Annotated in this window: 21 protein-coding genes; 4 read left to right on the top strand and 17 right to left on the bottom strand. The window is 61.9% G+C overall.

Translation table 11 applies throughout. From position 1 onward, the window contains the following. Nucleotides 1-275 precede the first annotated feature (275 nt). The 3 genes from FHX10_RS17830 (at nucleotide 276) to FHX10_RS17820 (ending at nucleotide 3,380) form a co-directional block, all read left to right on the top strand. Entirely contained in the window at nucleotides 276-2,078 is a 1,803-nt protein-coding gene (locus tag FHX10_RS17830) for an extracellular solute-binding protein (RefSeq protein ID WP_184389966.1), read from the top strand. 64 nt (nucleotides 2,079-2,142) lie between these two features. Then, complete coding sequence (locus tag FHX10_RS17825; protein ID WP_184389964.1) at nucleotides 2,143-2,814, top strand: DsbA family oxidoreductase; 672 nt, start codon at nucleotides 2,143-2,145, stop codon at nucleotides 2,812-2,814. A gap of 8 nt (nucleotides 2,815-2,822) precedes the next feature. Beyond that, nucleotides 2,823-3,380, top strand: coding sequence for a GrpB family protein (locus FHX10_RS17820; protein WP_184389961.1), 558 nt, complete (start codon nucleotides 2,823-2,825; stop codon nucleotides 3,378-3,380). Between the two features lie 15 nt (nucleotides 3,381-3,395). Here the strand turns inward: FHX10_RS17820 and FHX10_RS17815 are convergent, their stop codons facing one another. From FHX10_RS17815 to FHX10_RS17805, 3 genes are read right to left on the bottom strand one after another with little or no spacing between them, the layout of a single operon-like run. Next, nucleotides 3,396-3,863 (bottom strand): OsmC family protein, encoded by a 468-nt coding sequence (locus FHX10_RS17815; RefSeq protein ID WP_097623155.1) that lies wholly within the window; start codon nucleotides 3,861-3,863, stop codon nucleotides 3,396-3,398. Nucleotides 3,864-3,879: 16 nt separating this feature from the next. Then, the gene (gene mfd, locus FHX10_RS17810) at nucleotides 3,880-7,383 is read right to left on the bottom strand and encodes a transcription-repair coupling factor (protein ID WP_047615823.1); all 3,504 of its coding nucleotides are present in this window, start codon (nucleotides 7,381-7,383) and stop codon (nucleotides 3,880-3,882) included. Next, nucleotides 7,380-7,685 carry a succinate dehydrogenase assembly factor 2 gene (locus tag FHX10_RS17805; protein ID WP_017960426.1) on the bottom strand — a complete coding sequence of 102 codons (306 nt, stop codon included), beginning with the start codon at nucleotides 7,683-7,685 and terminating at the stop codon, nucleotides 7,380-7,382. Before FHX10_RS17805 ends, mfd begins: the two co-directional genes overlap by 4 nt. 92 nt (nucleotides 7,686-7,777) lie before the next feature. Here FHX10_RS17805 and recG point away from each other — a divergent pair, with 92 nt between their 5' ends. Beyond that, the gene (gene recG, locus FHX10_RS17800; protein WP_184390018.1) at nucleotides 7,778-9,883 is read left to right on the top strand and encodes an ATP-dependent DNA helicase RecG; all 2,106 of its coding nucleotides are present in this window, start codon (nucleotides 7,778-7,780) and stop codon (nucleotides 9,881-9,883) included. Nucleotides 9,884-9,914: 31 nt separating this feature from the next. Here recG and FHX10_RS17795 read toward each other — a convergent pair whose 3' ends face one another. From FHX10_RS17795 to pcsA, 14 genes are all read right to left on the bottom strand, one after another. Beyond that, nucleotides 9,915-10,622: a DUF502 domain-containing protein gene (locus FHX10_RS17795; protein ID WP_047615113.1), complete on the bottom strand. Its 708-nt coding sequence runs from the start codon at nucleotides 10,620-10,622 to the stop codon at nucleotides 9,915-9,917. A 135-nt stretch (nucleotides 10,623-10,757) separates the two neighbouring features. After that, a complete protein-coding gene (gene glmS / locus FHX10_RS17790) occupies nucleotides 10,758-12,584 on the bottom strand; it encodes a glutamine--fructose-6-phosphate transaminase (isomerizing) (protein WP_184389960.1) in 1,827 nt (608 codons plus the stop codon). A gap of 109 nt (nucleotides 12,585-12,693) precedes the next feature. Next, on the bottom strand, nucleotides 12,694-14,055 hold the full coding sequence (gene glmU, locus FHX10_RS17785; protein ID WP_184389957.1) for a bifunctional UDP-N-acetylglucosamine diphosphorylase/glucosamine-1-phosphate N-acetyltransferase GlmU: 1,362 nt from the start codon (nucleotides 14,053-14,055) through the stop codon (nucleotides 12,694-12,696). A 164-nt stretch (nucleotides 14,056-14,219) separates the two neighbouring features. Next, the gene (locus FHX10_RS17780; RefSeq protein ID WP_047615420.1) at nucleotides 14,220-15,005 is read right to left on the bottom strand and encodes a FadR/GntR family transcriptional regulator; all 786 of its coding nucleotides are present in this window, start codon (nucleotides 15,003-15,005) and stop codon (nucleotides 14,220-14,222) included. Between the two features lie 16 nt (nucleotides 15,006-15,021). Next, a complete protein-coding gene (gene yjfF, locus FHX10_RS17775; protein ID WP_047615110.1) occupies nucleotides 15,022-15,990 on the bottom strand; it encodes a galactofuranose ABC transporter, permease protein YjfF in 969 nt (322 codons plus the stop codon). Continuing rightward, on the bottom strand, nucleotides 15,987-17,000 hold the full coding sequence (locus FHX10_RS17770) for an ABC transporter permease (RefSeq protein ID WP_097544444.1): 1,014 nt from the start codon (nucleotides 16,998-17,000) through the stop codon (nucleotides 15,987-15,989). Before FHX10_RS17770 ends, yjfF begins: the two co-directional genes overlap by 4 nt. Beyond that, complete coding sequence (gene ytfR / locus FHX10_RS17765) at nucleotides 16,997-18,520, bottom strand: galactofuranose ABC transporter, ATP-binding protein YtfR (protein WP_097544443.1); 1,524 nt, start codon at nucleotides 18,518-18,520, stop codon at nucleotides 16,997-16,999. The genes FHX10_RS17770 and ytfR overlap by 4 nt, the downstream gene beginning before the upstream one ends. A gap of 118 nt (nucleotides 18,521-18,638) precedes the next feature. After that, nucleotides 18,639-19,601: a galactofuranose ABC transporter, galactofuranose-binding protein YtfQ gene (gene ytfQ, locus FHX10_RS17760; protein ID WP_063475569.1), complete on the bottom strand. Its 963-nt coding sequence runs from the start codon at nucleotides 19,599-19,601 to the stop codon at nucleotides 18,639-18,641. Nucleotides 19,602-19,744: 143 nt separating this feature from the next. Continuing rightward, nucleotides 19,745-20,821, bottom strand: a complete 1,077-nt coding sequence (locus FHX10_RS17755) for a BMP family ABC transporter substrate-binding protein (protein ID WP_047615813.1) — start codon at nucleotides 20,819-20,821, stop codon at nucleotides 19,745-19,747. A 53-nt stretch (nucleotides 20,822-20,874) separates the two neighbouring features. Continuing rightward, complete coding sequence (locus FHX10_RS17750) at nucleotides 20,875-21,795, bottom strand: ABC transporter permease (protein ID WP_184389954.1); 921 nt, start codon at nucleotides 21,793-21,795, stop codon at nucleotides 20,875-20,877. Then, nucleotides 21,792-22,877: an ABC transporter permease gene (locus FHX10_RS17745; RefSeq protein WP_028757437.1), complete on the bottom strand. Its 1,086-nt coding sequence runs from the start codon at nucleotides 22,875-22,877 to the stop codon at nucleotides 21,792-21,794. The genes FHX10_RS17750 and FHX10_RS17745 overlap by 4 nt, the downstream gene beginning before the upstream one ends. Next, nucleotides 22,867-24,435, bottom strand: coding sequence for an ABC transporter ATP-binding protein (locus FHX10_RS17740; protein ID WP_097594524.1), 1,569 nt, complete (start codon nucleotides 24,433-24,435; stop codon nucleotides 22,867-22,869). Before FHX10_RS17740 ends, FHX10_RS17745 begins: the two co-directional genes overlap by 11 nt. Nucleotides 24,436-24,474: 39 nt before the next feature. Beyond that, a complete protein-coding gene (locus FHX10_RS17735; protein WP_184389952.1) occupies nucleotides 24,475-25,455 on the bottom strand; it encodes a quinone oxidoreductase in 981 nt (326 codons plus the stop codon). Nucleotides 25,456-25,464: 9 nt separating this feature from the next. Continuing rightward, nucleotides 25,465-26,193, bottom strand: a complete 729-nt coding sequence (pcsA, locus tag FHX10_RS17730) for a phosphatidylcholine synthase (RefSeq protein WP_047615095.1) — start codon at nucleotides 26,191-26,193, stop codon at nucleotides 25,465-25,467. Nucleotides 26,194-26,536 lie beyond the last annotated feature (343 nt).

The following is a 26,536-nucleotide window of genomic DNA, read 5'->3' as shown; positions in this document are numbered from 1 at the left end:
TCCTGATATCCGTTCGGGGCAGCGTCTTTGCCGCCCCAACCATCGGGTCGTTCGGCACTCCACCTCTTAAAAAAATAAGGCAAATGCATGACCCCGAAACTTCGGGTTCACCTGTTACATCGCAGCGTTCAAGATATCCAGCATTTCTTTGGCAATTTGAGAGGCAATTTCGCAGCCACGTCAAAGAAAACGCCGCTGCGTGTTGGAATCACTCGACCCCATGATAATCTCCCGCGTGAATCATGCCCCGTTTTTCACGGATCAAGGATTGCCGAATGCTCCGGATTATCGTCCCCCTCGTCCTCTCGCTGCTGTGCGGCGCTGTCGCCGCCGAGCCGCTGCACGGCATCGCGATGCACGGTGAGCCGGCTTTGCCGGCGGACTACAAACACTTCCCTTACGTCAATCCCGACGTAAAAAAAGGCGGCAAGATCACCTATGGCGTCGTCGGCACCTTCGACAGCCTCAACCCCTTCATCCTGAAGAGCATGCGCACGACGGCGCGCGGCATGTGGGATCCGGAATATGGCAATCTCGTCTACGAATCGCTGATGCAGCGCTCCAGGGACGAGCCGTTCACGCTCTATGGGCTGCTTGCCGAGACAGTCGAATGGGACGACGACAGAAGCTTCGTTCAGTTCAACCTCAATCCGAAGGCGAAATGGGCCGATGGCCAGCCGGTAACGCCCGAAGACGTGATGTTCACCTTCGAACTGATGCGCGACAAGGGCCGCGTGCCCTTCGCCAACCGCCTCAACGTCGTCGCCAAGATGGAGAAGGTCGGCGAACACAGCGTGCGCTTCACCTTCAACGACAAGGCCGATCGCGAAACGCCGCTGATCTTCGGTCTTTTCCCGGTGCTGCCGAAACATGCGATCGATCCTGAAACCTTCGACCGTTCGTCCTTGACGCCGCCGGTCGGCTCCGGTCCCTACAAGGTAAAGACGGTGAAGCCCGGCGAGAGCATCACCTACGAGCGCGATCCGAATTACTGGGGCAAGGACATTCCCGCCAAAGTCGGCACCGACAATTACGACCAGATCACCGTCCAGTATTTCCTGCAGGACACGACGCTGTTCGAGGCCTTCAAGAAGGGCGATGTCGACATCTATCCCGACGGCAATCCCGGCCATTGGGCCAATGCCTATAATTTCCCCGCCGTCACCTCGGGGGCCGTGGTCAAGGACACATTCACGCCGAAACTGCCGAGCGGCATGCTCGGCTTCGTGTTCAACACGCGCCGGCCGATCTTTGCCGATCTCAAGGTGCGCGAAGGCCTGTCGCTGGTGTTCGATTTCGAATGGGCGAACAAAAACCTCTATTCCGGCGCCTACAAGCGCACGCAGAGCTTCTGGCAGAATTCCGAACTGTCGAGTTTCGGGGTTCCCGCCAATGCGGCCGAGCTTGCCCTGCTCGGGCCGATCAAGGACAAGATCGCGCCGGAGATTCTCGACGGCACCTACAAGCTGCCGGTGACCGACGGCTCCGGCCGCGACCGCAATGTGCTGAAGCAGGCCGTCGAACTGCTGAAACAGGGCGGATATACGATCCAGGGCGGCAAGATGCTCGATGCCTCCGGCCGCCAGCTCGCTTTCGAGATCATGACGCAGAATGCCGACCAGGAGAAGCTTGCCGTCGCCTATCAGCGTTCGCTGCAGACGATCGGCATCGCCGCTTCGATCCGCACCGTCGACGATTCGCAGTATCAGAGCCGGACGAACAGCTTCGACTATGACATGATCATCAAGTCCTATACGTCTTCGTTGTCACCCGGAAATGAGCAGCTCGGCCGCTGGTCTTCAGCCGCCAAAACCCGCGAAGGCACCGACAGTTTCGCCGGTGTCGCAGACCCCGATATCGATACGCTGATCGACCATCTGCTTCGGGCGCGCTCGGCTGAGGATTTCACCGCGGCGGTGCGCTCCTACGACCGGCTGCTGCTTTCCGGCCACTATGTGCTGCCGCTCTACCACATCGACCAGCAATGGGTGGCCCGCAGCAAGCGCATCGGCCATCCCGACAGCGTGCCGCTCTACGGCTACCAGCTGCCGGTATGGTGGGATACGAGCGTGCAGTAAGAATCAGCCGAACCGCCAGCCAAATGTCGCCCTTGGGAGACGCATGAGAATAAGGAAAATCATCATGGAGCGTATCACCATCGACGTCGTCTCGGATGTCGTCTGCCCCTGGTGCTATCTCGGCAAGGCGCGGCTGGAGCTCGCCATCGCCGAGGTGCAGGACGAGATCGGCGTCGACATCAACTGGCGGCCGTACCGGCTCAACCCCGACTATCCCAAGGAAGGCGTCGACCAGAAGAAGGCGCTGGCGGAGAAGCTCGGCGGCGAGGAGCGCGTGGCACAGGCGCACAAGATGCTCACCGATTACGGCCGCGAGGTCGGCATCGCCTTCGATTTCGAGGCGATCAAGATCGGCCCGAACACGCTCGATGCGCATCGGCTGATCCATTGGGCGATGATCGAAGGCCGCGAGAAGCAGGACAAGGTCGTTGGCGCGCTGTTCAAGGCGAATTTCGAGGAAGGCCGCAATGTCGGCGACCACGCCGTGTTGCTCGATATCGCCGAAAAGGCCGGCCTCGACCGCTCGGTCATCGCCTCGTTGCTCGCCTCCGACGCCGATCGCGACCTGATCGTCGCCGAGATCAAAGCGGCGCAGGAAATGGGCGTCAACGGCGTGCCGTTCTTCATTTTCGACCAGCAATATGCCGTCAGCGGCGCGCAGACGCCCGACGTGCTGGCGAACGCGCTGCGCGACATCGCCAAGGCGAAGGCCGAGGCGCGATCGGGGCTGAACTGAGGCTATCGATGCGAATCGAGATCGAAGAGCCGCGACAAAGCTGGGTCGAGGATTTCGCAGCGCTGAAGCACGCCATCATGGGCGCAGCACCGGCCGGAGCCTATCTGCATCACATCGGCTCGACAGCCGTTGCCGGCCTTCCCGCCAAGGATATCATCGATCTCCAACTGACCGTGAACGATCTGGCCGATGTCGATGCCGACGCATTCGAACAGGCCGGTTTCGAGCGTCGGCCAATCACCATCGATCACTGCCCTCCGGGACTTGAACTGGCGGAAGGCGAATTGCGCAAGGCCTTCTATCGCAGCAGAGGACGCGCCGCCAATCTGCATGTCCGGCAAAGAGGCCGTTTCAATCAGCGCTACTCCCTGCTCTGCCGAGACCTCCTGCGCGCCCATCCGGTAGCAGCGAACGCTTACGCGCTGATCAAGCAGCGGCTCGCCCACCGTTTTCCCGAGGATGTCGATTTCTACTACGACATCAAGGACCCGGTGTTCGACATCATCATGGACGGCGCCAATGAATGGGCAAAGCTGATCGGCTGGTCGGAACCACCGGGCGACTGAAGCCTCGGCTTTAACTCAACCCAGAACAGGAACGCAGCGCACCTCTGTTTTCACCGAATTGGCGATGAAACATTCGTCGTGGGCGCGATGATGGAGGGCTTCGAGTTCACTTAGGGAAGGCTGCTTTTCGCCGCTAAAGACGACATGCGGTTTCAACGTCACCACGGTCATGGCAAGACGACCTTCGGCATTCTTCTCCATGATGCCCTCGGCGGCATCGGTGTAGCTGTCGACGCAAAAGCGCTGCTTGGCGGCGATCGACAGGAACCAGAGCATGTGGCAGCTGGAGAGCGAAGCGACGAAAGCCTCCTCCGGATCCACCGCGTCCTCGGCCGAATAGGGCAGTGGGACAACATGCGAGGAAGAAGACGCCCTCACCTCAATGCCGCCGTCGAAAGTCCAGCAGTGGGCGCGGCTGTAGCGGTTGTCGGTGAAAGTCTCGCCGTTCCGCTGCCACACGATCGTCGCGCCATATGTCGCCATCTTCGTCTCCCTCTGCCTACTTCGCCATCTCGGCCAGTTGCGTCATGATCACCGCGGCGCCTTGCAGGCGTTTTTCCGGGGTCGGCAGGTCGCGGGTCAGGAACAGGCTGTGATCGGGGCGGATCTTCGCCATCGTGCCCTGCTTGCCGATATAACCGACGAGGTTTGCCGGATTGGGGAATTCCTTGTTGCGGAACTGCACGACGACGCCTTTCGGGCCGGCATCGAGCTTTTCGACATTGGCGGTACGGCAGAGCGATTTGATGTAGACGATCTTCAAGAGATGCTGGACTTCGATCGGCATCGGGCCGAAGCGGTCGATCATCTCGGCGCCGAAGCCATCGATCTCCTTGAGTTCGGTGACTTCGCCGAGACGCCGGTAGAGCGCCATGCGCAGATGCAGGTCCGGCACGTAATTTTCCGGGATCATCACCGTCGTGCCGACGGAGATCTGCGGCGACCAACCGGTGTCGTGGATCTCGTCGACGCCCTTGACCTCGGCGACCGCCTCTTCCAGCATCTGCTGATAGAGCTCGAAACCGACCTCCTTGATATGACCGGACTGCTCCTCGCCAAGCAGGTTGCCGGCGCCGCGGATGTCTAGGTCGTGGCTCGCCAGCTGGAAGCCGGCGCCGAGCGTATCCAGCGATTGCAGCACCTTGAGGCGGCGCTCGGCGGTTGCCGTCAGCACCTTATTGACCGGCAGGGTGAAGAGCGCAAAGGCGCGCACCTTCGAGCGGCCGACGCGGCCCCGCAGCTGATAGAGCTGGGCTAAGCCGAACATATCGGCGCGGTGAACGATCAGCGTGTTGGCTGTGGGCACGTCGAGGCCGGATTCGACGATGGTGGTCGACAACAGCACGTCGTAGCGGCCTTCATAGAAGGCGTTCATGATATCTTCGAGTTCGCCGGCCGGCATCTGGCCATGGGCGATCGCCACCTTCAGCTCCGGCACATCCGACTGCAGGAAGGCACTGATATCCTCGAGGTCGGCAAGCCTGGGGCAGACATAGAAGCTCTGGCCGCCGCGATAATGCTCGCGCATCAGCGTCTCGCGGATGACAAGGCTGTCGAACGGCGAGATGAAGGTGCGCACCGCCATGCGGTCGACCGGGGGCGTGGTGATCAGCGACAATTCGCGCACGCCGGTCATGGCAAGCTGCAGCGTGCGCGGGATCGGGGTTGCAGACAGCGTCAGCACGTGCACGTCGCTCTTCAGCTCCTTCAGCCGCTCCTTGTGCTTGACGCCGAAATGCTGCTCTTCGTCGATGACGAGCAGGCCGAGATTGGCGAATTTGATGCCGGCGCCAAGCAGCGCATGGGTGCCGACGACGATATCGGTCTTGCCGTCCGCGACTTCCTTCTTGGTCAGCGCCAGCTCCTTGGCCCCGACGAGGCGCGAGGCCTGCTGGACACGCACCGGCAGGCCACGGAAACGTTCGGAAAAGGTCTTGAAGTGCTGGCGGGCGAGCAATGTCGTCGGCACGACGACGGCGACCTGGACGCCATTCATCGCTGCGACGAAGGCGGCGCGCAGCGCCACTTCGGTCTTGCCGAAGCCGACGTCGCCGCAGACGAGGCGGTCCATCGGCCGGCCGGCACCGAGATCGGAGCGCACCGCCTCGATGGCGTTATCCTGGTCCTCGGTCTCGTCATAGGGGAAGCGCGCGGCGAATTCGTCGTAGAGGCCGTCCGGCGTCGTCAGCATCGGCGCGTGGCGCGTCAGGCGCTCGGCGGCGATGCGGATCAGTGCATCGGCCATGTCGAGCAGGCGCTTCTTCAGCTTGGCCTTGCGCATCTGCCAAGCGCCGCCGCCGAGCTTGTCGAGCTGGGCGTCGGTGCCCTCGCCGCCGTAGCGCGAGAGCAGGTCGATGTTTTCGACCGGCAGGAAGAGCTTGGCCTCGTCGGCATATTGCAACTCGAGGCAGGCATGCGGCGCACCGGCCGCCTCGATGGTCCGCAGCCCGACGAAGCGGCCGATGCCGTGTTCGGCATGGACGACGATCGAGCCCTCATCGAGGCCCGCGACCTCGGAGATGAAATCGGCGGCGCGTTTGCGGCGTTTGGAGCGGCGCACCATGCGGTCGCCCAATATATCCTGCTCGCCGATGACGACGAGGTCGCCGGCCTCGAAGCCGGATTCGAGGCTGAGCACGGCCGCGGCCGCCTCGCCTCTCGCCAGCGAACCGACATCCTTCAGCGCCTCGACCGGCTTGACCTTTTCCAGGCCATGTTCGTTCAGCACCTGCAGCAGGCGTTCCAGCGAACCTTCGGTCCAGGCGGTGACCAGCACTTTCGCGCCGGCGGCACGCCGATCGGCAATATGCTTGACGACGACGTCGAAGATGTTGATGCGTTCGGCATCGCCGCCGCCCTCGGCGTTCGAACGGGCCCAACGCTGGCCCTGGCGGGCATCGACATTGACGACCCGCCTCGCCTCGCCCTCATGCTCGTTGAAGGGGCTGATGCGGATTGCGCCGAGCGCGTCGAGGGTTTTGACGAAAAGCTTGCTGTCGAGATAGAGCTGGCCCGGCGTCACCGGCTTGTACGGCGTGCCCTGGTTCACCTGGCCCTTGGCCGGCTGGCCGGAATTCAGGCGGGCATCGTAATAGTCGAAAACGAGCTTGGAGCGCTCCTCCGCCGCCTCGCGCACCGTGTGGTCGATGACGATACGGAAGCCGCTGAGATAATCGAAGACGGTATCGAGCTTCTCGTAGAAGAGCGGCAGCCAATGCTCCATGCCGGGGTAACGGCGGCCTTCGGACACGGCGAGATAGAGCGCGTCGTCGCGGGTGGTGGCGCCGAAAGCCGAAAGGTAATTCTTGCGGAAGCGACTGATCGTATCCGGCGTCAGCGTCACCTCGCTCATCGGATTGAGATCGAGGGAGCGCACCTGCCCGATCGTGCGCTGGCTGGCCGGATCGAAGCTGCGGATCGATTCCAGCGTGTCGCCGAAGAAATCCAGGCGGACCGGCTCTTCCGAACCCGGCACGAAGACATCGAGAATGCCGCCCCGCACGGCATATTCGCCGACCTCGCGAACGGTCGCGACGCGTTCAAAGCCGTTGCGCTCCAGGCGGCCGGCGAGATCGTCCATGCGCAGCTGGTTGCCGGGACGGGCCGAAAAGCTGAGGCTCTCGATGACATCCTGCGGCGCCACCTTCTGCAGCATGGCATTGGCGGTGACGAGCACGATTGCGGCATGCGGCTTCTTGCGATGGGCAATCAGGCCGCCAAGTGCGGCTAGCCGGCGGGCCGACGTGTCGGCGCTCGGCGAGACGCGGTCATAGGGCAGACAGTCCCAGGCCGGCAGGGTGAGAACCGGAATGTCGGGGGCGACGAAACCGAGCATCTGTTCGAGATCGGCCATGCGGTGGCCATCCGACATGACATAGGCGACCGGCTCTCCCGTTCGAGCGAGCTCGGCGAGCAGCAGCGTCTCCAGACCTGCCGGCACATTGCCGATCGTCAGCGGCTCGGCAATGGCCGCAAGCTTCTTCGCATCGAAACCAGGGATCATTCCGGCGTCCTGAGGGGCTTGTCGAAATCGGGCTTGTAGGCGGCGATGCGGGCAAACATCGGTGTCTGGAAACGCTCGGGCACCGGCCATGTTCCCATGATCCAGCGAACGAGATCATTGTCCTCTTCGGCCATGATCGTCTCGAACTCGTCGAGTTCGGCTTCCGACAGCGTGGCGACCTCGGCTTCGGCGAACTGGCCAAAAACCAGATCCATCTCGCGGATGCCGCGATGCCAGCAGCGGAAAAGGATCCTGCGGCGGCGCGGGTCGAGACCGGCACTCGTGAGCGTGACACCTGTCATGGCATTACCTTCCTGTTGATGCGCCTCTATAGACCCTGGAAAGCGGCTTGTCAGCCTTGCCAAGGCCGCATTGTTCATCGCATTTTGGCCGCATGCGCCCCGCCATTCTCGATCCTCTGTTTTCCCCCATTTCGGGCCTTCCGGGCGTCGGTCCGAAGATCGCCGAGCTGCTGGTGAAGCTGCTCGGGCGCGAGACGCTGGAGGATTGCCGGGTCATCGACCTCCTCTTCCACGCACCCTTTTCGCTGATCGACCGGCGCAACCAGCCGGGAATCGCGCGCGCGCCGCAGGGGGCGATCGTGACGATCACGGCGCGCGTCGACCGGCACCAGGTACCGCCGCGCGGCAAAAGCAATATCCCTTACCGCGTCTTCCTGCATGACGAAACCGGCGAGCTGACGCTGGTCTTCTTCCGCGGACAGGCGGCATGGCTGGAAAAGCAGCTGCCGATCGATGCCGAGGTGACGGTCAGCGGCAAGATCGACTGGTTCAACGGCCGCGCCTCGATGGTGCATCCCGATTATATCGTCAGGGCCGAGGAAGCGGAGAGCCTGCCGCTGGTCGAGCCGATCTATCCGCTGACGGCGGGGCTCTCGCCGAAGACGCTGCGCAAGATCATCGACGCCGGCCTGCCGCGCTTTCCCGAGCTGCCGGAATGGATCGATCTCTCGCTGACACAGAAGCAGGGCCTGCCGTCGATCCGCGACAGCTTCCACATGCTGCACGAGCCGCGCGACCCCACCGATATCGACCCGCAGGCCCCTGCCCGGCGGCGACTTGCCTATGACGAGTTCCTCGCCGGCCAGCTGTCGCTGAGCCTGGTGCGGCAGAGGCTGCGCAAGGTGGCGGGCCAGCCGGTGCATGCGACGGGTGCCGTCAGCAGCGAGATCCTGAAATCCTTGCCCTTCTCACTCACGACAAGCCAGAACGAGGCGATCGCCGAGGTTTTGAAAGATATGGCCGGCAACGAGCGCATGTTGCGGCTGCTGCAGGGTGATGTCGGCTCCGGCAAGACGCTGGTGGCGCTGATGGCGATGGCGGCGGTAATCGAGAGCGGCGGCCAGGCCGTGCTGATGGCGCCGACCGAAATCCTGGCGCGGCAGCATCATGCGACGATCTCGAAATTCGCCGCCTCCGCCGGGCTTGGCATCGAGGTGCTGACCGGGCGCACCAAGGGACGCGAACGGGAGGAGATCCAGGAGCGCATCGCCTCGGGTGCTGCACAGATCGTCATCGGCACGCATGCGCTGTTCCAGGACAGCGTCACCTACGCCAATCTGATGCTTGCCGTCGTCGACGAGCAACACCGTTTCGGCGTGCATCAGCGGCTGCGGCTGACGGCCAAGGGCATCTCGCCGCATATGCTTGTCATGACGGCAACGCCGATCCCGCGCACCCTGGTGCTTGCCGCCTTCGGCGATATGGACGTCTCCAAGCTCACCGAAAAACCGGCCGGCCGCAAGCCGATCCAGACGATCACCGTGCCGATGGAACGAACCGGCGAAATCGTCGGGCGGCTGCAAAGCGCGATCGCCGAGGGCAAGAAGGCCTATTGGATCTGCCCGCTGGTCGAGGAGTCCGAAGAGCTCGACCTGATGTCGGCCGAGGAGCGGCATGCGACGCTCACCGCCGCGCTCGGCCCCGATATCGGCCTCATCCATGGCCGGATGAGCGGACCGGAGAAGGATGCGGCGATGATGGCGTTCAAGAACGGCGAGACCCGGCTGCTCGTCGCCACGACCGTCGTCGAGGTCGGCGTCGACGTGCCGGATGCGACGATCATGGTGATCGAACATGCCGAACGCTTCGGCCTGGCGCAATTGCACCAGCTGCGCGGCCGGGTCGGGCGCGGCGACGAGGCCTCGACCTGCATTCTGCTCTATAAGGGGCCGCTCGGCGAGACCGGTCATGCCAGGCTCTCGATCATGCGCGAGACGGAAGACGGTTTCCGCATCGCCGAGGAGGACCTGAAGCTGCGCGGCGAAGGCGAATTGCTCGGCACAAGACAATCCGGCACGCCGGGTTTCCGCATCGCCAGCCTCGAGGCGCATGCCGACCTGCTGGAAATCGCCCGCAAGGATGCCGCCTATCTGATCGAGCGCGATCCGGAGCTGACCGGTGAAAGAGGACAGGCGATCCGCACCCTGCTCTATCTTTTCCGCCGTGACGAGGCGATCCGGTTTTTGAGAGCGGGTTGAAACGCGACGCCGCAGCGTTGGGCGACAGGCATCAATCCGCCTTGGAAACCGCCACCGGCTTTGGCCGCGGCAAATGCTTCTGCTTCGGATCGGCCGGCTTGTGTTCGGGCGCCACAAGCCCGCCTGAAATCAGGAACTTGGCGGCGTCTTCCGGCGACATATCGAGCATGACGATCTTCTCGCGCGGCACGAAGATGAGGAAGCCGGCCGTCGGCACCGGCGTCGGCGGCAGGAAGACGGCGACCATATCCTGGCCCATGGCATCGAACTTCGAAGCGATTTCGCCCTTGGCGTCGGTGGCGATGAAGATCAGCGCCCAGAGGCCTGGACCCGGATATTCGATGAGGCCGACCTTCTTGAAAGAGTTCGCCTGCTCCTTCAGCACGGTTTCGAAAATCTGCTTCACGCTTCTGTAGATTGTGCGCACCAGCGGCATGCGCTGGACGATCGATTCGCCGAAGCGGACGATACTCTGGCCAATCAGGTTCTTGCCGAGAAAGCCGACGACGGTGATCAGCACGACAGCGATCAGCAGGCCGAAACCGGGAATGGCGAAATTGAGATAACTTTCCGGATTCCAGCGCGCCGGAATATAGGGCCTGACCCAGCTGTCCGACCAGTGGATGAATGTCCAGGTCAGCCAGATAGTGATCGCGATCGGGGCGCAGATGATCAGCCCTGCGAGAAAATTATTCCTCAGCCGGGTCGCGACCGGCATTCTGGGGGTGTTGTCGGTCATCGTTTCCTGATGAACTCCATCTCAGTCGTGGACAGGCCGGAACGCCGGCCCTTCCCCCTTGTCCGCACACCAAAATTGCCAGAATTCGGGACGTCGCACAATATGTTTCGGCGCGACGATTCCGGCGTTGCAGGCTTATTCCACGGTCACGGATTTCGCCAGGTTGCGCGGCTGGTCGACATCGGTGCCCATGAAGACGGCGGTGTGATAGGCGAGCAGCTGGATCGGCAACGAGAAGATCATCGGCGCGATGATTTCATCGACCACAGGCAGGGTGATCGTTGCCATGGTCGGCAGTTTCGAGGCGCTAGCACCGGCCTCGTCCGTGATGAAGATAATGCGGCCGCCGCGGGCTGCGACCTCCTGCATGTTCGAGACGGTCTTTTCGAAGAAACGGTCATAGGGGGCGATGACGATGACAGGCATGTTCTCATCGATCAACGCGATCGGTCCATGCTTCAACTCACCGGCGGCATAACCTTCGGCATGGATATAGGAGATTTCCTTGAGCTTCAGCGCGCCTTCCATGGCGAGCGGGAAGCTGGTCCCGCGGCCGAGATAAAGTACGTCCTTGCACTTCGACAGTTCGCGCGACAGGCTTTCCATCTGCGGCTGGATCAGGTTCAGCACCCGGCTCATGATGCGCGGCATTTCGGCGAGATGGCGCACCAGCGCCCTCTCCTCCTCCGCAGTCACCGTGCCGCGCGCCTTGCCGGCGCCAATCGCCAGCGACGCCAGCACGGCAAGCTGGCAAGTGAAGGCCTTGGTGGAGGCGACGCCGATTTCGGGGCCGGCCATGATCGGGAAGACGGCGTCGGATTCGCGCGCGATCGTCGATTCGCGGACATTGACGACGGCGCCGATCTTCAGCCCGTTGTCCCGGCAATAGCGCAGCGATGCCAGTGTGTCGGCGGTCTCGCCTGATTGCGAGATGAAGAGTGCCGCCTGCGACGGCGACAGCGGCATTTCGCGGTAGCGGAATTCGGAGGCGACGTCGATTTCAACAGGCAGGCGGGCATAACGCTCGAACCAGTATTTGCCGACGAGACCGGCGAGATAGGCAGTGCCGCAAGCCGAGATCGCCAGGCCGGTCGCCGCCTTGAAGTCGATCGCCGCGGCATTGGCGCCGATGGTGTTTGCGGCGAAATCGACATAGTGGCTGAGCGCGTGGGAAATCACCTCCGGCTGCTCGTAAATTTCCTTTTCCATGAAATGGCGATGGTTGCCCTTGTCGACGACATAGGCGGTCGCCTGCGAGATCTGGCGGGCGCGCTTGACCGGCTTGCCGGCGAAATCCAGCACCGACACGCCGTCGTGGGTGAGGACGGCGCAATCGCCGTCGACGAGATAGCTGATCTCGTTGGTGAAGGGCGACAGCGCGATCGCATCCGAGCCGAGGAACATCTCGCCACGGCCGTAGCCGACGGCAAGCGGCGGGCCGGAACGGGCGGCCATGATCGTGCCGGGATCGGCCTTCAGCATGACGGCCAGCGCATAGGCGCCGGTCACCCGGTTCAGCATCTTCAGCATGGCGGCGCGCGGCTCCAGGCCTTCGCGCAGATATTTCGCCATCAGATGAGCGACAACCTCCGTGTCGGTCTGGGTTTCGAAGACCGAACCCTCTTCCGTCAACTCGTCGCGAAGCTCGGAAAAATTCTCGATGATGCCGTTATGGACAACGGCCACTCCCTCGACGAAATGCGGATGGGCATTGGTCTCATTGGGAACGCCGTGGGTCGCCCAGCGTGTATGGGCGATTCCGACCGTGCCGGGCAGTGGTTCGGTGTCGAGGCGCTTTTCCAGATTGAACAGCTTGCCCTCGGCGCGGCGGCGATCCATCACGCCGTCATGAATGGTGGCGACGCCGGCGGAATCATAGCCGCGATATTCGAGACGCTTCAGCGCATCGACCAGGCGCCCGGCAACAGGCTGATTTCCGACGATCCCCACAATGCCGCACATATAGTATCCCCATAAAGGCTTCGATGACGAGGCCAGTCCTAACGATTCCTGCTTATTTCTCAATCACCTCGGCGGTCACTTTGAATTTCCGCCGGTTACGCAAGGCCGGTCAGCCCTTCGCCTTCTTCGCCGCCTTGATGGCGAGCGCCCGTTCGCGCAACAGCGTCGCGCGGCCGGGTTTGATCTCCTGCCGGGCACGGCCTAGCGCCAGCGCATCGGCCGGCACGTCGACGGTGATGACGCTGCCGGAGCCGACATAGGCGCCGTCGCCGATCGTCACCGGCGCGACCAGCGACGAGTTGGACCCGATGAAAGCGTTTTCGCCGATCACCGTCTCGCTCTTGTTGACGCCGTCATAGTTGCAGGTGATCGTGCCGGCGCCGATATTGCTGCCGGCGCCGATGACGGCATCGCCGATATAGGTGAGATGATTGACCTTGGCGCCCTCACCGAGCCGGCCGTTCTTGACCTCGCAGAAATTGCCGACCTTGGCGCCGCTGGCGAGGTCGGCACCCGGCCGCAGCCGGGCGAAGGGGCCGACCGTCGCGCCCTGGCTGACATGGGCGCCTTCGATATGCGAGAAGGCATGAATGACGGCGCCGCTGTCGATCACCGCGCCGGGACCGAAGACAACATTCGGCTCGATCAGCGCATCCTGGCCGATGACGGTATCGTAGGCGAGAAAGACGGTTTCCGGGGCGATCATGGTGACGCCTGAAAGCATCATCTCGTGGCGGCGGCGCTCCTGCCAGAAGCGCTCGATAACGGCGAGTTCGGCACGGGTGTTGCAGCCGGTCATCTCGATCTCGGGGGCATCGACCGCGGTGACGCGTCCGCCGAGTGATCTGGCGATCTCGACGAGATCGGTCAGGTAGAATTCGCCCTTGGCATTGGCATTGCCGATGCGCGAGAGAAGGTCGAGCGCCTTGCGGCCGTTGATCGCCATCAGCCCGCTGTTGCACCAGGTGACGGTGCGCTCGGCATCGGTCGCATCCTTTTCCTCGCGGATGGCGATGAGTTCGCCATCCTTGACGAGCAGGCGGCCATAGCCGGTCGGGCGGTCGGTGTGGAAGCCGATGACGACGACGTCGCTGCCGTCGGCCAGGCCCTGGCGGGCGGCCTTCAGCGGCCCGTCGGTCTGGAGCGGCACGTCGCCATAGGTGACGAGGATATCGTCATAGCCCTTGGCGATCGCTTCGCGCGCCGCCAGCACCGCGTGGCCGGTGCCGAGGCGTTCCTTCTGCAGATAGGATTGGATGCCGACGCCGGCAACGCTTCCAGCCTTTGCCACCTCCTCGGCATCGCGGCCGACGACAAGCGCCACGGATGAGATGCCGGCGGAGGCGACCGCATCGACCACATGGGCGATCATCGGCCGTCCGGCGACGGGATGCAGCACCTTCGATTTCGAGGATTTCATCCGCGTGCTGTCACCGGCGGCAAGGATGACGGCAAGACAAGTGCGTTCCATGATGTGCTCCGCGAATCCGCGCCATGAGGCGGCTTTGTTGCCTCTTACTGCATAATTCCTGAAATCGGAATCGATTTGAGGATAAAATTGCACAGCAGTTCAGAGTGCCGCAGCGTGCCTTGCGCGTCTGAAGAAACGCCTGGCGCTGTCGATAGGCAGAACCTTCACAAAGGTGAAATTGCCGCCGAAATCGGCCCTGTCACAGCCTCAGAACCGCGAGCCGCGAAGGCCTCGTGCACATGATGGCGGCCGTCCAGGATGACGTCCTCCATTGCGCGGCGCGCGGCAGCGCTATCGCCGGAAACGATCGCATCGACGATGCGCATATGGGTGTCGGCGATATTGGCGAAGCCGTTTTCGGTTGGCGGTGTGCTCATCCGGAACATGCCGACGAGGGCCGCTTCGATGAGGCTGCCCAAGGTGCGCATGAAGGGATTGTGCGAGGCTTCGGCGATCGCCAGGTGGAAACGAAGGTCGGCGAGCGCCAGGCTGTCGGCCGTATGGCCGCTTGCCGCCATATCGAGCGCCAGCCCCCGCAGCGTCTCGATATCCTCGGCATTCGCCCGTTCGGCGACGAGACTGGCGGCGAAGGGTTCGACAGCGAGGCGGATATCGTAAAGCTGCAGCAGGAATTCTTCCGTCACGCCGTTGTCGAAGTGCCAGGCGATGATCTCGCTGTCGAACATGTTCCAGAGGTTCTTCTCGGTCACACGTGTGCCGACCCGCGCCTTGGCGACGACCATGCCCTTGGCGGCGAGCGTCTTCATCGTCTCGCGCAACACGGTGCGGGACACTTTGAAGCGTTGCGCCAGTTCCGTATCGCCCGGCAGGATCGAGCCGACAGGATAGGTGCCGGCAACGATCGCCTTGCCGAGCTCATCGACCACCTGCGCATGGCTCGTCCGGGTTCTGCGTCCGGTCTTCCGTGTCTCGTCCAATTTGTTGCGCAAGCGATCCGTCTCCCCCTCAGGCATACCTCTTGTTCAGACTGGAAAGGAACAGGATAGCCTTCTGCATCAGAATGAATGCAAACAGCAGGAGGCCGATCAGGATCTTGGTCCACCAGCTCGACAGCGTGCCGTCGAAGGTGATGTAGGTCTGAATGAGCCCCTGGATCAGGATACCAATCAAGGTTCCCGCCACGAATCCCGCTCCCCCGGTCAGCAGCGTCCCTCCAATGACGACTGCCGCGATCGCATCGAGCTCGACGCCGACGGCTGCAAGGGAATATCCAGCAGAGGTGTATAGCGAAAAAACGATTCCGGATAGACCCGCAAGAAAACCCGACAGCGCATAGATCTGGATCGTCGTACGGCCGACCGGCACGCCCATCAGCCGCGCCGTCTGCGGACCGCCGCCGAGGGCATAGACATTGGTGCCGAAGCGGGTGCGCTGGGCGATGAAGATGCCGACGGCAAAGACCAGAAGCATGATGCCGCCGATCAGCGTCAGCCGGCCGCCGCCGGGTAGACGGTAATAGAGGCTCGTCAGCGTCGAATAATATTCGTTATCGATCGGGATGCTGTCGATCGACAGCACGAAGGCCATGCCGCGCGCCAGGAACATACCAGCGAGCGTAACGATGAAGGCCGGCATGTCGAGATAGTGGATGATCGCGCCCATGATACCGCCAAAGGCAGTGGTGATGACGAGCACGAGGGCGAAGGCGAGCAGCGGATGGATCGAGGTGTTCTGCAGGATCACCGCAAGAAAGACGCCGGTGAAGGCGATGACCGAACCGATCGACAGATCGATGCCGCCGGAGATGATGACAAAGGTCATGCCGACGGCGGCGATGCCGAGAAAGGCATTGTCGGTCAGGAGATTGCCGATGACGCGCGTCGACAGCATGTTCGGATATTGCAGCGTGCAGCCGGCATAGGCGAGCACGAAGATGACGATGGTCGCAAGCAGCGGCAGGTATTTGGAGTTCATTTCGACTGCTCCCTTCCGCCCTGCCGGCGGCTGGCAAAGATAGCGAGCGATTGCACCGCCGGCGACTGGATGACGAGGATGACGATAATGATGACGGCCTTGATGATCAGGTTGAATTCGGGCGGGAAGCCGGAAGACAGGATGCCTGTATTCACCGCCTGGATGATCATCGCGCCGATCAGCGATCCGAGAATGCTGAAACGGCCGCCGAGCAGAGAATTGCCGCCGACGACGACGGCGAGGATGGCGTCGAGTTCCAGCCAGAGGCCGGCATTATTGGCATCGGCGCCCTTGATGTCGGCGGCGACGATGACGCCTGCAATCGAGGCACAGAGGCCGCTCAGCATATAGACAGCCATCAGCAGTACCGGCGTCTGAATGCCGGAGAGCGTGCTGGCGCGGCGATTGATTCCGACGGCCTCGATCAGCATGCCGAGCGCCGTGCGGCGGACAAGCAAAATGACGAGCAGGCCGACGAGAATCCAGGTGACGACAGGCATCGGCAGAAGCAGCAGCGAACCGCTGCCGAAGAAGGTCAGCCCGTCATCGTTGAAGGTCAGGATGGCGCCTTCGGTGATGAGCTGGGCGATGCCGCGGCCGGCCACCATCAGCACCAGCGTCGCAATGATCGGCTGGATGTTGAGGACAGCCACCAGAAAACCGTTCCAGACGCCGCAGGCAAGCCCAATAAAAAGCGTTAGGATAACGGTATAAGCAACTGAATTTCCAGACACAATCGACGATGCGGCGACAGCGCCGCAGATCGCGATGACCGCACCGACGGAAAGGTCGATGCCCTTGGTGGCAATCACCAGCGTCATGCCGATCGCCAGCAGCGCCACCGGCGCGCCGCGGTTGAGCACATCGATCAGGCTGCCATACAGCCGGTCATTTTGAACCACGACATTAAAAAACTGCGGCGACGTGATGAAATTCAACAAAAGAATGACAACAAGCGCAATCAATTGCGGCGCCAGGCGATAGGCCAGCGCCTTCAGCGAGGACCTCATGCCTCCTCCATCTTATGTTCGGCGGCGGCAATGGCTTCGACGATGCCGGCGGCCGTGATACGTTCGCCTGTCAATTCGGCGATATGCTGCCGGTCGCGAAGGACGATGACACGTGAACTATAGGCGACAAGCTCTTCAAGTTCCGAGGAAATCACGATCAGCGACATGCCGCCGGCACAGAGCTCTTCGATCAGCTTGATGATCTCGGCATGGGCGCCGACATCGATGCCGCGGGTCGGCTCGTCGAGGATCAGAAACTTCGGATTGGTCGCCAACCAGCGGGCGAGGATCGCCTTCTGCTGATTGCCGCCGGAAAGCAGGCGAATCGGCTTTTCGCGATCGGTGGTGCGGATATCGAGCGCCTTGATGTAGCGGTCGGCGAGCGCGTTCTGTTCGGCGCGCGAGAGCGGCCGGGTCCAGCCGCGGCGGGCCTGCAGCGCAAGCGCGATGTTTTCCCTGATCGACAGGTCGCCGATGATGCCATCGGTCTTGCGGTCCTCGGGGCAGAAGCCAAAGTCCTTTTCGATTGCGGCGCGCGGGCTCGAAAGCGTCACAGGCTGGCCGTCGATCGTGGCGCTGCCGCTGTCGGCGTGTTCGATGCCGAACAGGAGTTCGGCGGTTTCGGTCCGGCCGGAGCCGAGCAGCCCGGCAATGCCGACCACCTCTCCGGCCCGCACCTCAAGGTCGAAGGGTTTGACTTTGCCGCGTTTGCCGTAGCCTGAAAAACGGTATCGGACTTCGCCTGCCGCGTGGCTGCGTTCCTTCACCGCCTCCTCGACATGCGCCAGTTCGCGGCCGAGCATCATGGCGATCAGGCCCTGGCGCGGCAGATCGGCAGCGTCACGGGTGCCGACGAGCTTGCCGTTGCGCAGCACGGTGATCCGGTCGCTGATCGCATAGACCTGCTCGAGAAAATGGGTGATAAAGACGATGCCCAGCCCACGCTGCTTCAGGTCCTCGATGATGCGGAAGAGCAGCGCCACCTCCTGATTGTCGAGGCTTGCCGTCGGCTCATCGAGGATCAGTACCTTGCCTGAGAGATCAACGGCACGGGCGATGGCAACCACTTGCTGGACGGCGACGGAGAAACGGCTGAGTTCGGCGGTGACGTCGATATCGATGCCATAGCCGGCAAGCAGATCGCGCGCCTTGCGGTTCATCGCCCTGACGTCGGTCATGCCGAAACGCCTCGGCTGGCGTCCGAGAAAGAGATTTTCAGCGACGCTCAGATTGGAAAGGAGATTGACCTCCTGGTAGACCGTGCCGATGCCGAGCTTCTGGGCGGCGAGCGTATTGGCCGGATTGATTTCCTGGCCGTCCAGCATCAGGCTGCCTTCGTCACGATGGTAGGCGCCGGTGATGCACTTGATCAGCGTCGATTTGCCGGCGCCGTTTTCGCCGAGCAATGCATGAACCTCGCCACGGCGCAGCGTGAAATCCACCTTATCCAGTGCGACGGCGCCGGGGAAGAATTTCGATATGCCGGAGGCTGCGAGAATATTCTCGAAATTGTGAACCATGAGGGCTGCTGTTTCCTGATATTGCGCCTTACGCCTGTGCCAAAACCGGGCATGATGCCCGGCCGGCACCGGCAGTTCCGCACCGGTCCATGATGGGCCGGTGCGGTTCCAGGTTCAATCAGTAGCCCTGACCCTTCTTCTCCTCATAGACCTTCATCGGGTCGTCGGCAGGCGTGTAGAGCTTGGACTCGGTCTGGATCCATTTCGCCGGAGCCTTCTTGTCCTTCAGGTAGGCATCGAGCGCATCGAAGGCCGGACCTGCCATATTCGGCGTCAGCTCGACCGTGGCATTGGCCTCACCTTCCGACATGGCCTTGAAAATGTCAGGCACGGCGTCGATGGAGACGACGAGGATATCCTTGCCGGGCTTCAGGCCAGCTTCCTTGATCGCCTGGATGGCGCCGACCGCCATATCGTCGTTATGGGCGTAGAGAGCGCAGATATCCTTGCCGCCATTCTCGGCCTTCAGGAAGCTTTCCATGACTTCCTTGCCCTTGGTGCGGGTGAAGTCACCGGTCTGGCTACGAACGATCTTCAGGTTGTCGTGGCCGGCAAGAGCCTCTTCGAAGCCCTTCTTGCGGGCGATGGCCGGCGACGAACCGGTGGTGCCCTGCAGCTCGACGACGTTGCACTTCTTGTCGCCGACGGTCTTGACCAGGAAGTCGCCTGCAACCTTGCCTTCATGAACCAGATCCGACGTAACCGCCGTCAGGTACAGATCGTCGGGAGCCTTGATGGTACGGTCGAGAAGGATGACCGGAATCTTGGCTTCCTTGGCTTCCTTGAGAACGTCGTCCCAGCCGGTTTCGACGACCGGAGCAATGAGAATGGCATCGACGCCCTGAGCAATGAAGGAACGCAGAGCCTTGATCTGGTTTTCCTGCTTCTGCTGCGCATCGGCAAATTTCAGATCGATGCCGCGCTTCTTGGCCTGCTCCTTGGTCACGGTCGTTTCAGCCGCACGCCAGCCCGATTCCGAGCCGATCTGCGAGAAGCCGACAGTGAGGCCGGCGGCCGAAGCCGAACCGAACATGCAGGCAGCCAGAATCGTGGCACTCAAAAGTGCAGTCTTCAATTTCATGATTTCCTCCCAATGCCGCATCTCGCGGCGCAGGGTCAAAAAATCATATAGTATTACTTTTGTAAATCGGAATCTTGGGATGCGCTGCAGCAAAAAAAGAGCGCCCACAGGGGCGCCCTTCGCAACTGCGAATTGAATGCGGCTTATTGCGCGGGCAGCTTGTCGTCGACGCCTTCGACGTAGAAGTTCATGCCGAGCAGCGTACCGTCGTCGGCCTTTTCGCCGGCCTTCAGCCAAGGTGTGCCGTCCTGCTTGTTGATCGGGCCAGTGAAGGGATGCAGTTCGCCGGACTTGATTTTGGCTTCGGTCTCCTCGGCCATCTTCTTCACGTCGTCAGGCATGTTCGTGTACGGCGCCATCTTCAGGATGCCGTCCTTCAGGCCATCCCAGCTCTGCTCGGACTTCCAGGTGCCGTCCAGAAGCGCGTGAACGCGCTTGGAGTAATAGGTACCCCAGGTATCGACGATCGCCGTCAGCTGCGCCTTCGGGCCTGCTGCGATCATGTCCGACGCCTGACCGAAGGCGTGGATGCCGCGCTCTTCGGCAACCTGCATCGGCGCAGTCGTATCAGTGTGCTGGGTCAGAACGTCGACGCCCTGGTCGATCATCGCCTTGGCGGCATCGGCTTCCTTGCCGGGGTCGAACCAGGTGTTGACCCAGATGACCTTCAGCTTGAAGCTCGGATCGATCGACTTGGCGCCTTGCTCGAAGGAGTTGATGCCCATCACGACTTCAGGAATCGGGAAGGAGGCGATGTAGGCCGCCCCGTGATTCTTTGAGGTCTTCGCGGCGATCTGGCCGAGAATGTAGCGGCCCTCATAGAAACGCGAGTTGTAGGTCGCCAGATTCGGGCCGGACTTGTAGCCGGTGCCGTGCTCGAACTTGACGTCAGGGAACTTGGCGGCGACCTTGACCGTCGCATCCATGAAGCCGAAGGACGTCGTGAAGATCAGCTTGCAGCCGGAACGGGCAAGGCGCTCGATGGCGCGCTCGGCATCCGGGCCTTCCGGCACGTTTTCGAGGTAAGGCGTTTCGATCTTGTCGCCGAACTCGGCCTGGACCTGCTGACGGCCGAGATCGTGGGCCTGCGAATAACCGCCGTCGGTATGCGAACCGACATAGACGAAGCAGATCTTCGTCTTGTCAGCGGCCTGAGCGGCGGAAGAGATGCCAATCACGGCGGCAGCCGAGGCGGCAAGGGCGAATGCGAACTTCTTCATGGTGACCCCTGTTGGTTTGAAGTTATTCCGGAAACCCGTCTTGTGTTGTTGCTTTATCGCTCCGGTACGAAGGCTTTTCCGAGCGACGCGGGCGTGTTGATCAACGTCGTACGCCGATTATGGGAAATGATGATGAGAACCACAATAGTCGCGGCATAGGGCAGCATCGAGAGGAATTGCGAGGGAATGCCGAGACCGAAGGCCTGCGCGTGAAGCTGCAGGATGGTGACCGCGCCGAAGAGATAGCCGCCGGCAAAGACCCGCCATGGCCGCCAAGAGGCGAAGACCACCAGCGCCAGAGTGATCCAGCCGCGGCCGGCCGACATGTTCTCCGCCCATTGCGGTGTGTAAACCAGCGAAAGCTGCGCGCCGGCAAGACCGGCGCAGGCGCCCCCGAACATCACCGCCAGGTAGCGCGTGCGGATGACGTGAATGCCGAGCGCATGGGCCGAACCGTGATTGTCGCCGATCGCCCTGAGCTTCAGCCCGGTCCGGCTGCGAAACAGGAACCAGCTGACGCCAACCACAAGCGCGATCGACAGGTAGAAGATCAGATCCTGGCTGAAGAGAACGTGGCCGACGACCGGAATATCCGACAGGACGGGAATGACGATCTCTCCAAGCCGGATGCCGGGCACGCTGACATAGGCTTCGCCGAACATGCCGGATGCGCCGAGGCCGAGTAGGGTGAGCGCCAGCCCGGTCGCCACCTGGTTTGCCACCAGCGTCAGCGTCAGGAAGGCGAACAGGAGAGAAAACAGCGCACCCGCCGCAATGCCGCAGACAATGCCGATATAGGGCGAGCCCGAGTTCTGCGCACCGGCAAATGCGGCAACCGCGCCCATGATCATCATGCCCTCGACACCGAGATTGAGAACGCCGGAGCGCTCGGTCACGAGTTCGCCGAGTGCCGCGATGACGAGCGGCGTCGAGGCGGTGATGACGGTCAGCAGAATGGCTTCGAAGATGCTCATGCCGCCCCACCCCTTAACCGCGACCAGACAATGCGGATTTTGTAATAGATCAGCGTATCGCAGGAGAGCACGAAGAACAGCAGCAGACCCTGGAAGACGCGGGTGACCTTGTCGGAAACGCCGAGCGAAAGCTGTGCTGCCTCGCCGCCGAGATAGGTCAGCGCCAGCACCAGGCCGGATGCGATGATGCCGAGCGGATTAAGGCGGCCGAGGAAGGCGACGATGATGGCGGTGAAGCCGTAGCCCGGCGAGATCGCCGGCTGCAGATGGCCGATCGAGCCTGAGACCTCACTGATGCCGGCAAGGCCGGCCAGCGCGCCCGAAAAGAGAAAGCTGAACCAGATCATCTTCTTCGACGAAAAGCCGGCAAAGCGCCCTGCCCGCTCGGATTGGCCGAGCACGACGATTTCGAAACCTTTCAGCGTATAGCGCAGCATGAACCAGACGCCGATCGCCGCAATGATGGCGAAGATGAAGGCCCAATGGGCGCGGCCAGATTCTTCCCAGATCGCCGGCAGCACCGCTTCCGGTGCGAAATCACGCGAGACCGGAAAATTGAAGCCCTTCGGATCGCGCCAGGCGCCGCGGATCAGCCAGTCGAGGAAGAGCTGGGCGATATAGACCAGCATCAGCGATGTCAGGATCTCATTGGTGTTGAAATGCGCCTTCAGCAGCGCCGGAATGGCAGCGAAGAGCGCACCGCCGAGTGCGCCAAGGATCAGCATCAGCGGCAGCACCAGCGGCGAATGCCAGTCGTAGAAGACGATCGGCAGATAGGAACCGGTGATGGCGCCGATGGTGAACTGGCCTTCGGCGCCGATATTCCAATTGTTCGAGCGGTAGCAGACGGCAAGGCCGACGGCGATCAGGATCAGCGGAGCGGCCTTGATCGCCAATTCGTGCAGCGACCAGACCTCGAGCAGCGGCTCGATGAAGAAGGCGTCGAGGGCCTCGACCGGGTCCTTGCCGAGCATGGCGAACATGATGGCGCCAAAGGCCAGCGTCAGGACAAGGGCCAGGAGCGGCGAGACGAAAGCGTAGAGCTTCGAGACGTCGGGGCGTTTTTCAAGTTCAATGCGCATGGGGCGCCTCGGGTACAGAGCTGCTCTCGTGCAGGCCGCCCATCAGCAGGCCGATCTTTTCCCGCGTCAGTTCGCCCGCTGGGAACGGGCGGGAAAGACGGCCCTCGGAGATGACGGCGATATCGGTCGCCACTTCGAAAATTTCGTCAAGATCCTGGCTGATGACGACGACGGCCGAACCGCTCCGTGCCAGATCGACCAGGGCCTGGCGGATGCGGCTTGCCGCCCCGGCATCGACGCCCCAGGTCGGCTGGTTGACGACGAGGACCGCCGGCTGGCGGTCTAGCTCGCGGCCGACGATGAATTTCTGCAGATTGCCGCCTGATAAGGAGCCGGCGGCAGGATCATCGCCGCTCTTGCGGACATCCATGGCCTCGGAAATGCGCCGTGCGGCAGATTTCACCGCAGCGTGGCGGATGATGCCGAGCAGGCCCAGAAACGCCTTGCGGTCAGACTGGCTGCGGGCAAGGACGAGATTATCCGAGAGTTTCATGGCGGAGACGGCGGCATGGCCGTGACGCTCCTCCGGTACGAAGCCGGCGCCGAGAAGACGGCGGGCGGTAATGCCCTGATTGCCCACGTGCTTTTTGCGGATGACGATCGCCTCTGCCGAGGCGACCGGATATTCACCGGACAACGCATCGAAGAGTTCGCTCTGGCCGTTGCCGGCGACACCGGCAATGGCGAGAATTTCACCCGAGCGCACCGCCATAGACACATCGCGCAGCGGCATGGCGAAGGGGGTGCGGGCGGAGACGGAAAGATTGGCGACGGCAAGCTGTATCTCGCCTTTGTCGCTGCGTTCCGGGTGGGTCACCGTCGCCACTTCGCTGCCGACCATCATGCGGGCGAGCGATGCCGGCGTTTCCTGCCTGGGATCGCAGGCGCCGGTCACGCGGCCATGGCGCAGCACAGTGGCGCGATCGCAGATGCGCTGCACCTCTTCCAGGCGATGGCTGATATAAAGAACAGAACGCCCTTCGGCACGCAGCTTGAACAGCGTCTCGAACAGCTTGTCGGCCTCCTGCGGCGTCAGCACCGAGGTCGGCTCGTCGAGGATGATCAGCTTCGGGTTCTGCAGCAGCGCGCGGACAATCTCGATGCGCTGGCGCTCGCCGACCGAGAGATCGGCGACATGGGCATGCGGATCGAGCGGCAGGCCGTAGGCGACCGACAGCGCCCTCGCCTCCTCGGCGATCCGGTCGATCGGGATGGCGTCATCGAGCGACAGCGCGATGTTTTCGGCAACCGTCAGCGCCTCGAACAGCGAAAAATGCTGGAAGACCATGCCGATGCCGAGCTTGCGGGCTTCGCCCGGCGAGGTGATCGCAACCGGCTGGCCCTGCCACAGGATATGCCCGCCCGTCGGCTCGAGAACGCCGAACAGCATCTTCACCAGAGTGGATTTGCCTGCACCATTTTCGCCGAGAAGCGCGTGAATTTCGCCCGGCGCGATATCGAGATCGATTTCATTGCAGGCGGCAAAGCTTCCGAAGAACTTCGTCAGCTTCTGGACCGATAATAACGCACCGGAATCCGGCACATTCAATGGCGACACGTTCCCCTCATTTCTTCTGCCAACCGGTCCGTTCGGATCTCATGGAATCAGCAGCGTCGTTCCTGTTGTTTTTCTTGTTTCCAGATCCGCGTGAGCCCGCCCAACCTCACGCAGCGGATAAGTTTGATTGATATTGATACGCACTTTGTTGCTTTGCACAATATCAAATAGCGCTTTGGCGCTGTCGATCAGTTCCCGGCGCGCGGCGATATAGGTGAAGAGCGTCGGCCGCGTCGCAAAGAGCGAACCCCTCTGCGCCAGCATGGCCAGGGTGAAACTCTCGATCGGACCGGAGGATTGGCCGAAGGAGGCAAAGAGACCGCGCGGCTTCAGGCAGTCAAGCGACTGTGGAAAAGTATCACGGCCGATCGAATCGTAGACGACATCGACGCCCTTGCCGCTGGTGATTTCGCGGACACGGTCGACGAAATTGTCGCTCTTATAGTTGATCACATGGTCGTAGCCATGGGCAAGCGCCAGCTCGATCTTGTCTTCGGAGCCCGCCGTGCCGATGACGGTGGCGCCGAGCGCCTTTGCCCATTGGCCGGCGATCAGGCCGACGCCGCCGGCAGCGGCATGGAACAGCACGACGGTCTCCGGCCCGACCTTGAAGGTGCGGTTCAACAGATATTCGGCGGTCATGCCCTTCAGCATCATCGCCGCCGCCGTTTCGAGCGCAATGCCGTCAGGCACATGCACCAGATGGCGCGTTTCGATATTGCGCTCAGCGCTGTAGGCGCCATCGGCGCTGGCATAGGCGACGCGGTCGCCAACCTTGAAATCCTCGACGCCGGGACCGACCGATGTCACGGTGCCGGCGCCCTCCTTGCCGGTGACGAAGGGCAGATGCGGCACCTTGTAGCTGCCGTTGCGGAAATAGACGTCGATGAAATTGAGGCCGACCGCCGCCTGCTTGATCTGCACTTCGCCCGCCGAGGGCGGCGGGAGATCGATCTCGATATAGTCGAAAACCTCGGGCCCGCCCGTCCTCGAGAATGAAACAGCCTGCGTTTTGGTCATCTGCCTATCCTAAGCTTCGCGTCCAAGGGCGGGGAAGAATTGCAGCACCGCACCGATGACGTAAAGATAGAGCCCGGTCACGATAAAGAGAATGAGTGCCCATTCGGGCGTGTCGAAATGCATCAGCAGCGAAAAAATGCCGAGTGCCGACCACAGGAAAAAGACGCCGAGATTGAGCGGGCGCAGCCTTTTGACGCGGACCGGATGCAGGAAATTGATCGGCAGGAAGGTCAGCACCACCGAGATAATGACGACGGCAAGCGCGGTCGTCGCGCTGGCATCGATGACGAACAGCGTGAAAACGATCATGTTCCAGACGACCGGGAAGCCGGAGAAGAAATACTCATCCGTCTTCATGCCCATATCGGCATAGTAGATGGCGCTGGAGACGACGATCATGCCGGCGGCGACGAAGGACCAGGGCTCGCCGATCATGCCGCTCTGATAGAGCGCGAAGGCCGGCAGAAGCACATAGGTGACGTAATCGATGATATTGTCGAGCGTATCGCCCGACCAGTTGGGCAGCACTTCCTTGACGCGCACCTTGCGGGCTATCGGCCCGTCTATGCCGTCGACGAGAAGGGCGAGACCCAGCCACCAGAACATGTCGATGAAGCGATGCTCGGCAGCGGCAACGACGCCGAGAAAGGCAAGGAAGGAGCCGGATGCCGTCAGGATATGGACGGAAAAGGCGCGCATCTCCGCGTAAGGAACACGCTTGTAGTTGAAAATCTTCATATTCCCCCGACCGCCCTATCGCGCTCGCCCCGGCAAGCATCTTTTTTATTTCGCCACCATTGCCGGACCTGTTGCTGAGGGTTCCGACGCCGTAGGTCTTTGTTGTCGCACCGTTTTTGCCGAAAACCGGCATCCATTTCGGCGCGCCGCTCTAATATGCATCCTTTGCCGGGCTTCGCCAGCAGGAAATACGACTTTCCCCGCCCGCCCCCTGCTTGCCCCCTAGTGGCCATTGAATCCTGACAATGACATGCATATTTCCTCTGATGGGCGCTGCATGGAATGGAATGCCTTTAATTCCGGCCCGATATGTAATATCAGCCTCGCATCCGACAGTTCATCC

It is taken from the genome of Rhizobium sp. BK591 (assembly GCF_014195045.1).
In the GTDB taxonomy this organism is placed as follows: Bacteria; Pseudomonadota; Alphaproteobacteria; order Rhizobiales; family Rhizobiaceae; genus Rhizobium; species Rhizobium anhuiense.
The sequence above is the reverse complement of the archived record's forward strand: the minus strand, read 5'-3'. Positions and strand labels throughout refer to the sequence as shown.

Coding starts and splice junctions, on each gene's coding strand:
- FHX10_RS17820 (WP_184389961.1), top strand. CDS start 2,823: ATGCGAATCGAGATCGAAGAGCCGCGACAAAGCTGGGTCGAGGATTTC.
- glmU (WP_184389957.1), bottom strand. CDS start 14,055: ATGGAACGCACTTGTCTTGCCGTCATCCTTGCCGCCGGTGACAGCACG.
- FHX10_RS17770 (WP_097544444.1), bottom strand. CDS start 17,000: ATGAGGTCCTCGCTGAAGGCGCTGGCCTATCGCCTGGCGCCGCAATTG.
- FHX10_RS17795 (WP_047615113.1), bottom strand. CDS start 10,622: ATGACCGACAACACCCCCAGAATGCCGGTCGCGACCCGGCTGAGGAAT.
- FHX10_RS17755 (WP_047615813.1), bottom strand. CDS start 20,821: ATGAAGAAGTTCGCATTCGCCCTTGCCGCCTCGGCTGCCGCCGTGATT.
- FHX10_RS17815 (WP_097623155.1), bottom strand. CDS start 3,863: ATGGCGACATATGGCGCGACGATCGTGTGGCAGCGGAACGGCGAGACT.
- recG (WP_184390018.1), top strand. CDS start 7,778: ATGCGCCCCGCCATTCTCGATCCTCTGTTTTCCCCCATTTCGGGCCTT.
- pcsA (WP_047615095.1), bottom strand. CDS start 26,193: ATGAAGATTTTCAACTACAAGCGTGTTCCTTACGCGGAGATGCGCGCC.
- mfd (WP_047615823.1), bottom strand. CDS start 7,383: ATGATCCCTGGTTTCGATGCGAAGAAGCTTGCGGCCATTGCCGAGCCG.
- FHX10_RS17735 (WP_184389952.1), bottom strand. CDS start 25,455: ATGACCAAAACGCAGGCTGTTTCATTCTCGAGGACGGGCGGGCCCGAG.
- yjfF (WP_047615110.1), bottom strand. CDS start 15,990: ATGAACTCCAAATACCTGCCGCTGCTTGCGACCATCGTCATCTTCGTG.
- ytfR (WP_097544443.1), bottom strand. CDS start 18,520: ATGGTTCACAATTTCGAGAATATTCTCGCAGCCTCCGGCATATCGAAA.
- FHX10_RS17750 (WP_184389954.1), bottom strand. CDS start 21,795: ATGAGCATCTTCGAAGCCATTCTGCTGACCGTCATCACCGCCTCGACG.
- FHX10_RS17830 (WP_184389966.1), top strand. CDS start 276: ATGCTCCGGATTATCGTCCCCCTCGTCCTCTCGCTGCTGTGCGGCGCT.
- ytfQ (WP_063475569.1), bottom strand. CDS start 19,601: ATGAAATTGAAGACTGCACTTTTGAGTGCCACGATTCTGGCTGCCTGC.
- FHX10_RS17805 (WP_017960426.1), bottom strand. CDS start 7,685: ATGACAGGTGTCACGCTCACGAGTGCCGGTCTCGACCCGCGCCGCCGC.
- glmS (WP_184389960.1), bottom strand. CDS start 12,584: ATGTGCGGCATTGTGGGGATCGTCGGAAATCAGCCTGTTGCCGGGCGC.
- FHX10_RS17825 (WP_184389964.1), top strand. CDS start 2,143: ATGGAGCGTATCACCATCGACGTCGTCTCGGATGTCGTCTGCCCCTGG.
- FHX10_RS17745 (WP_028757437.1), bottom strand. CDS start 22,877: ATGCGCATTGAACTTGAAAAACGCCCCGACGTCTCGAAGCTCTACGCT.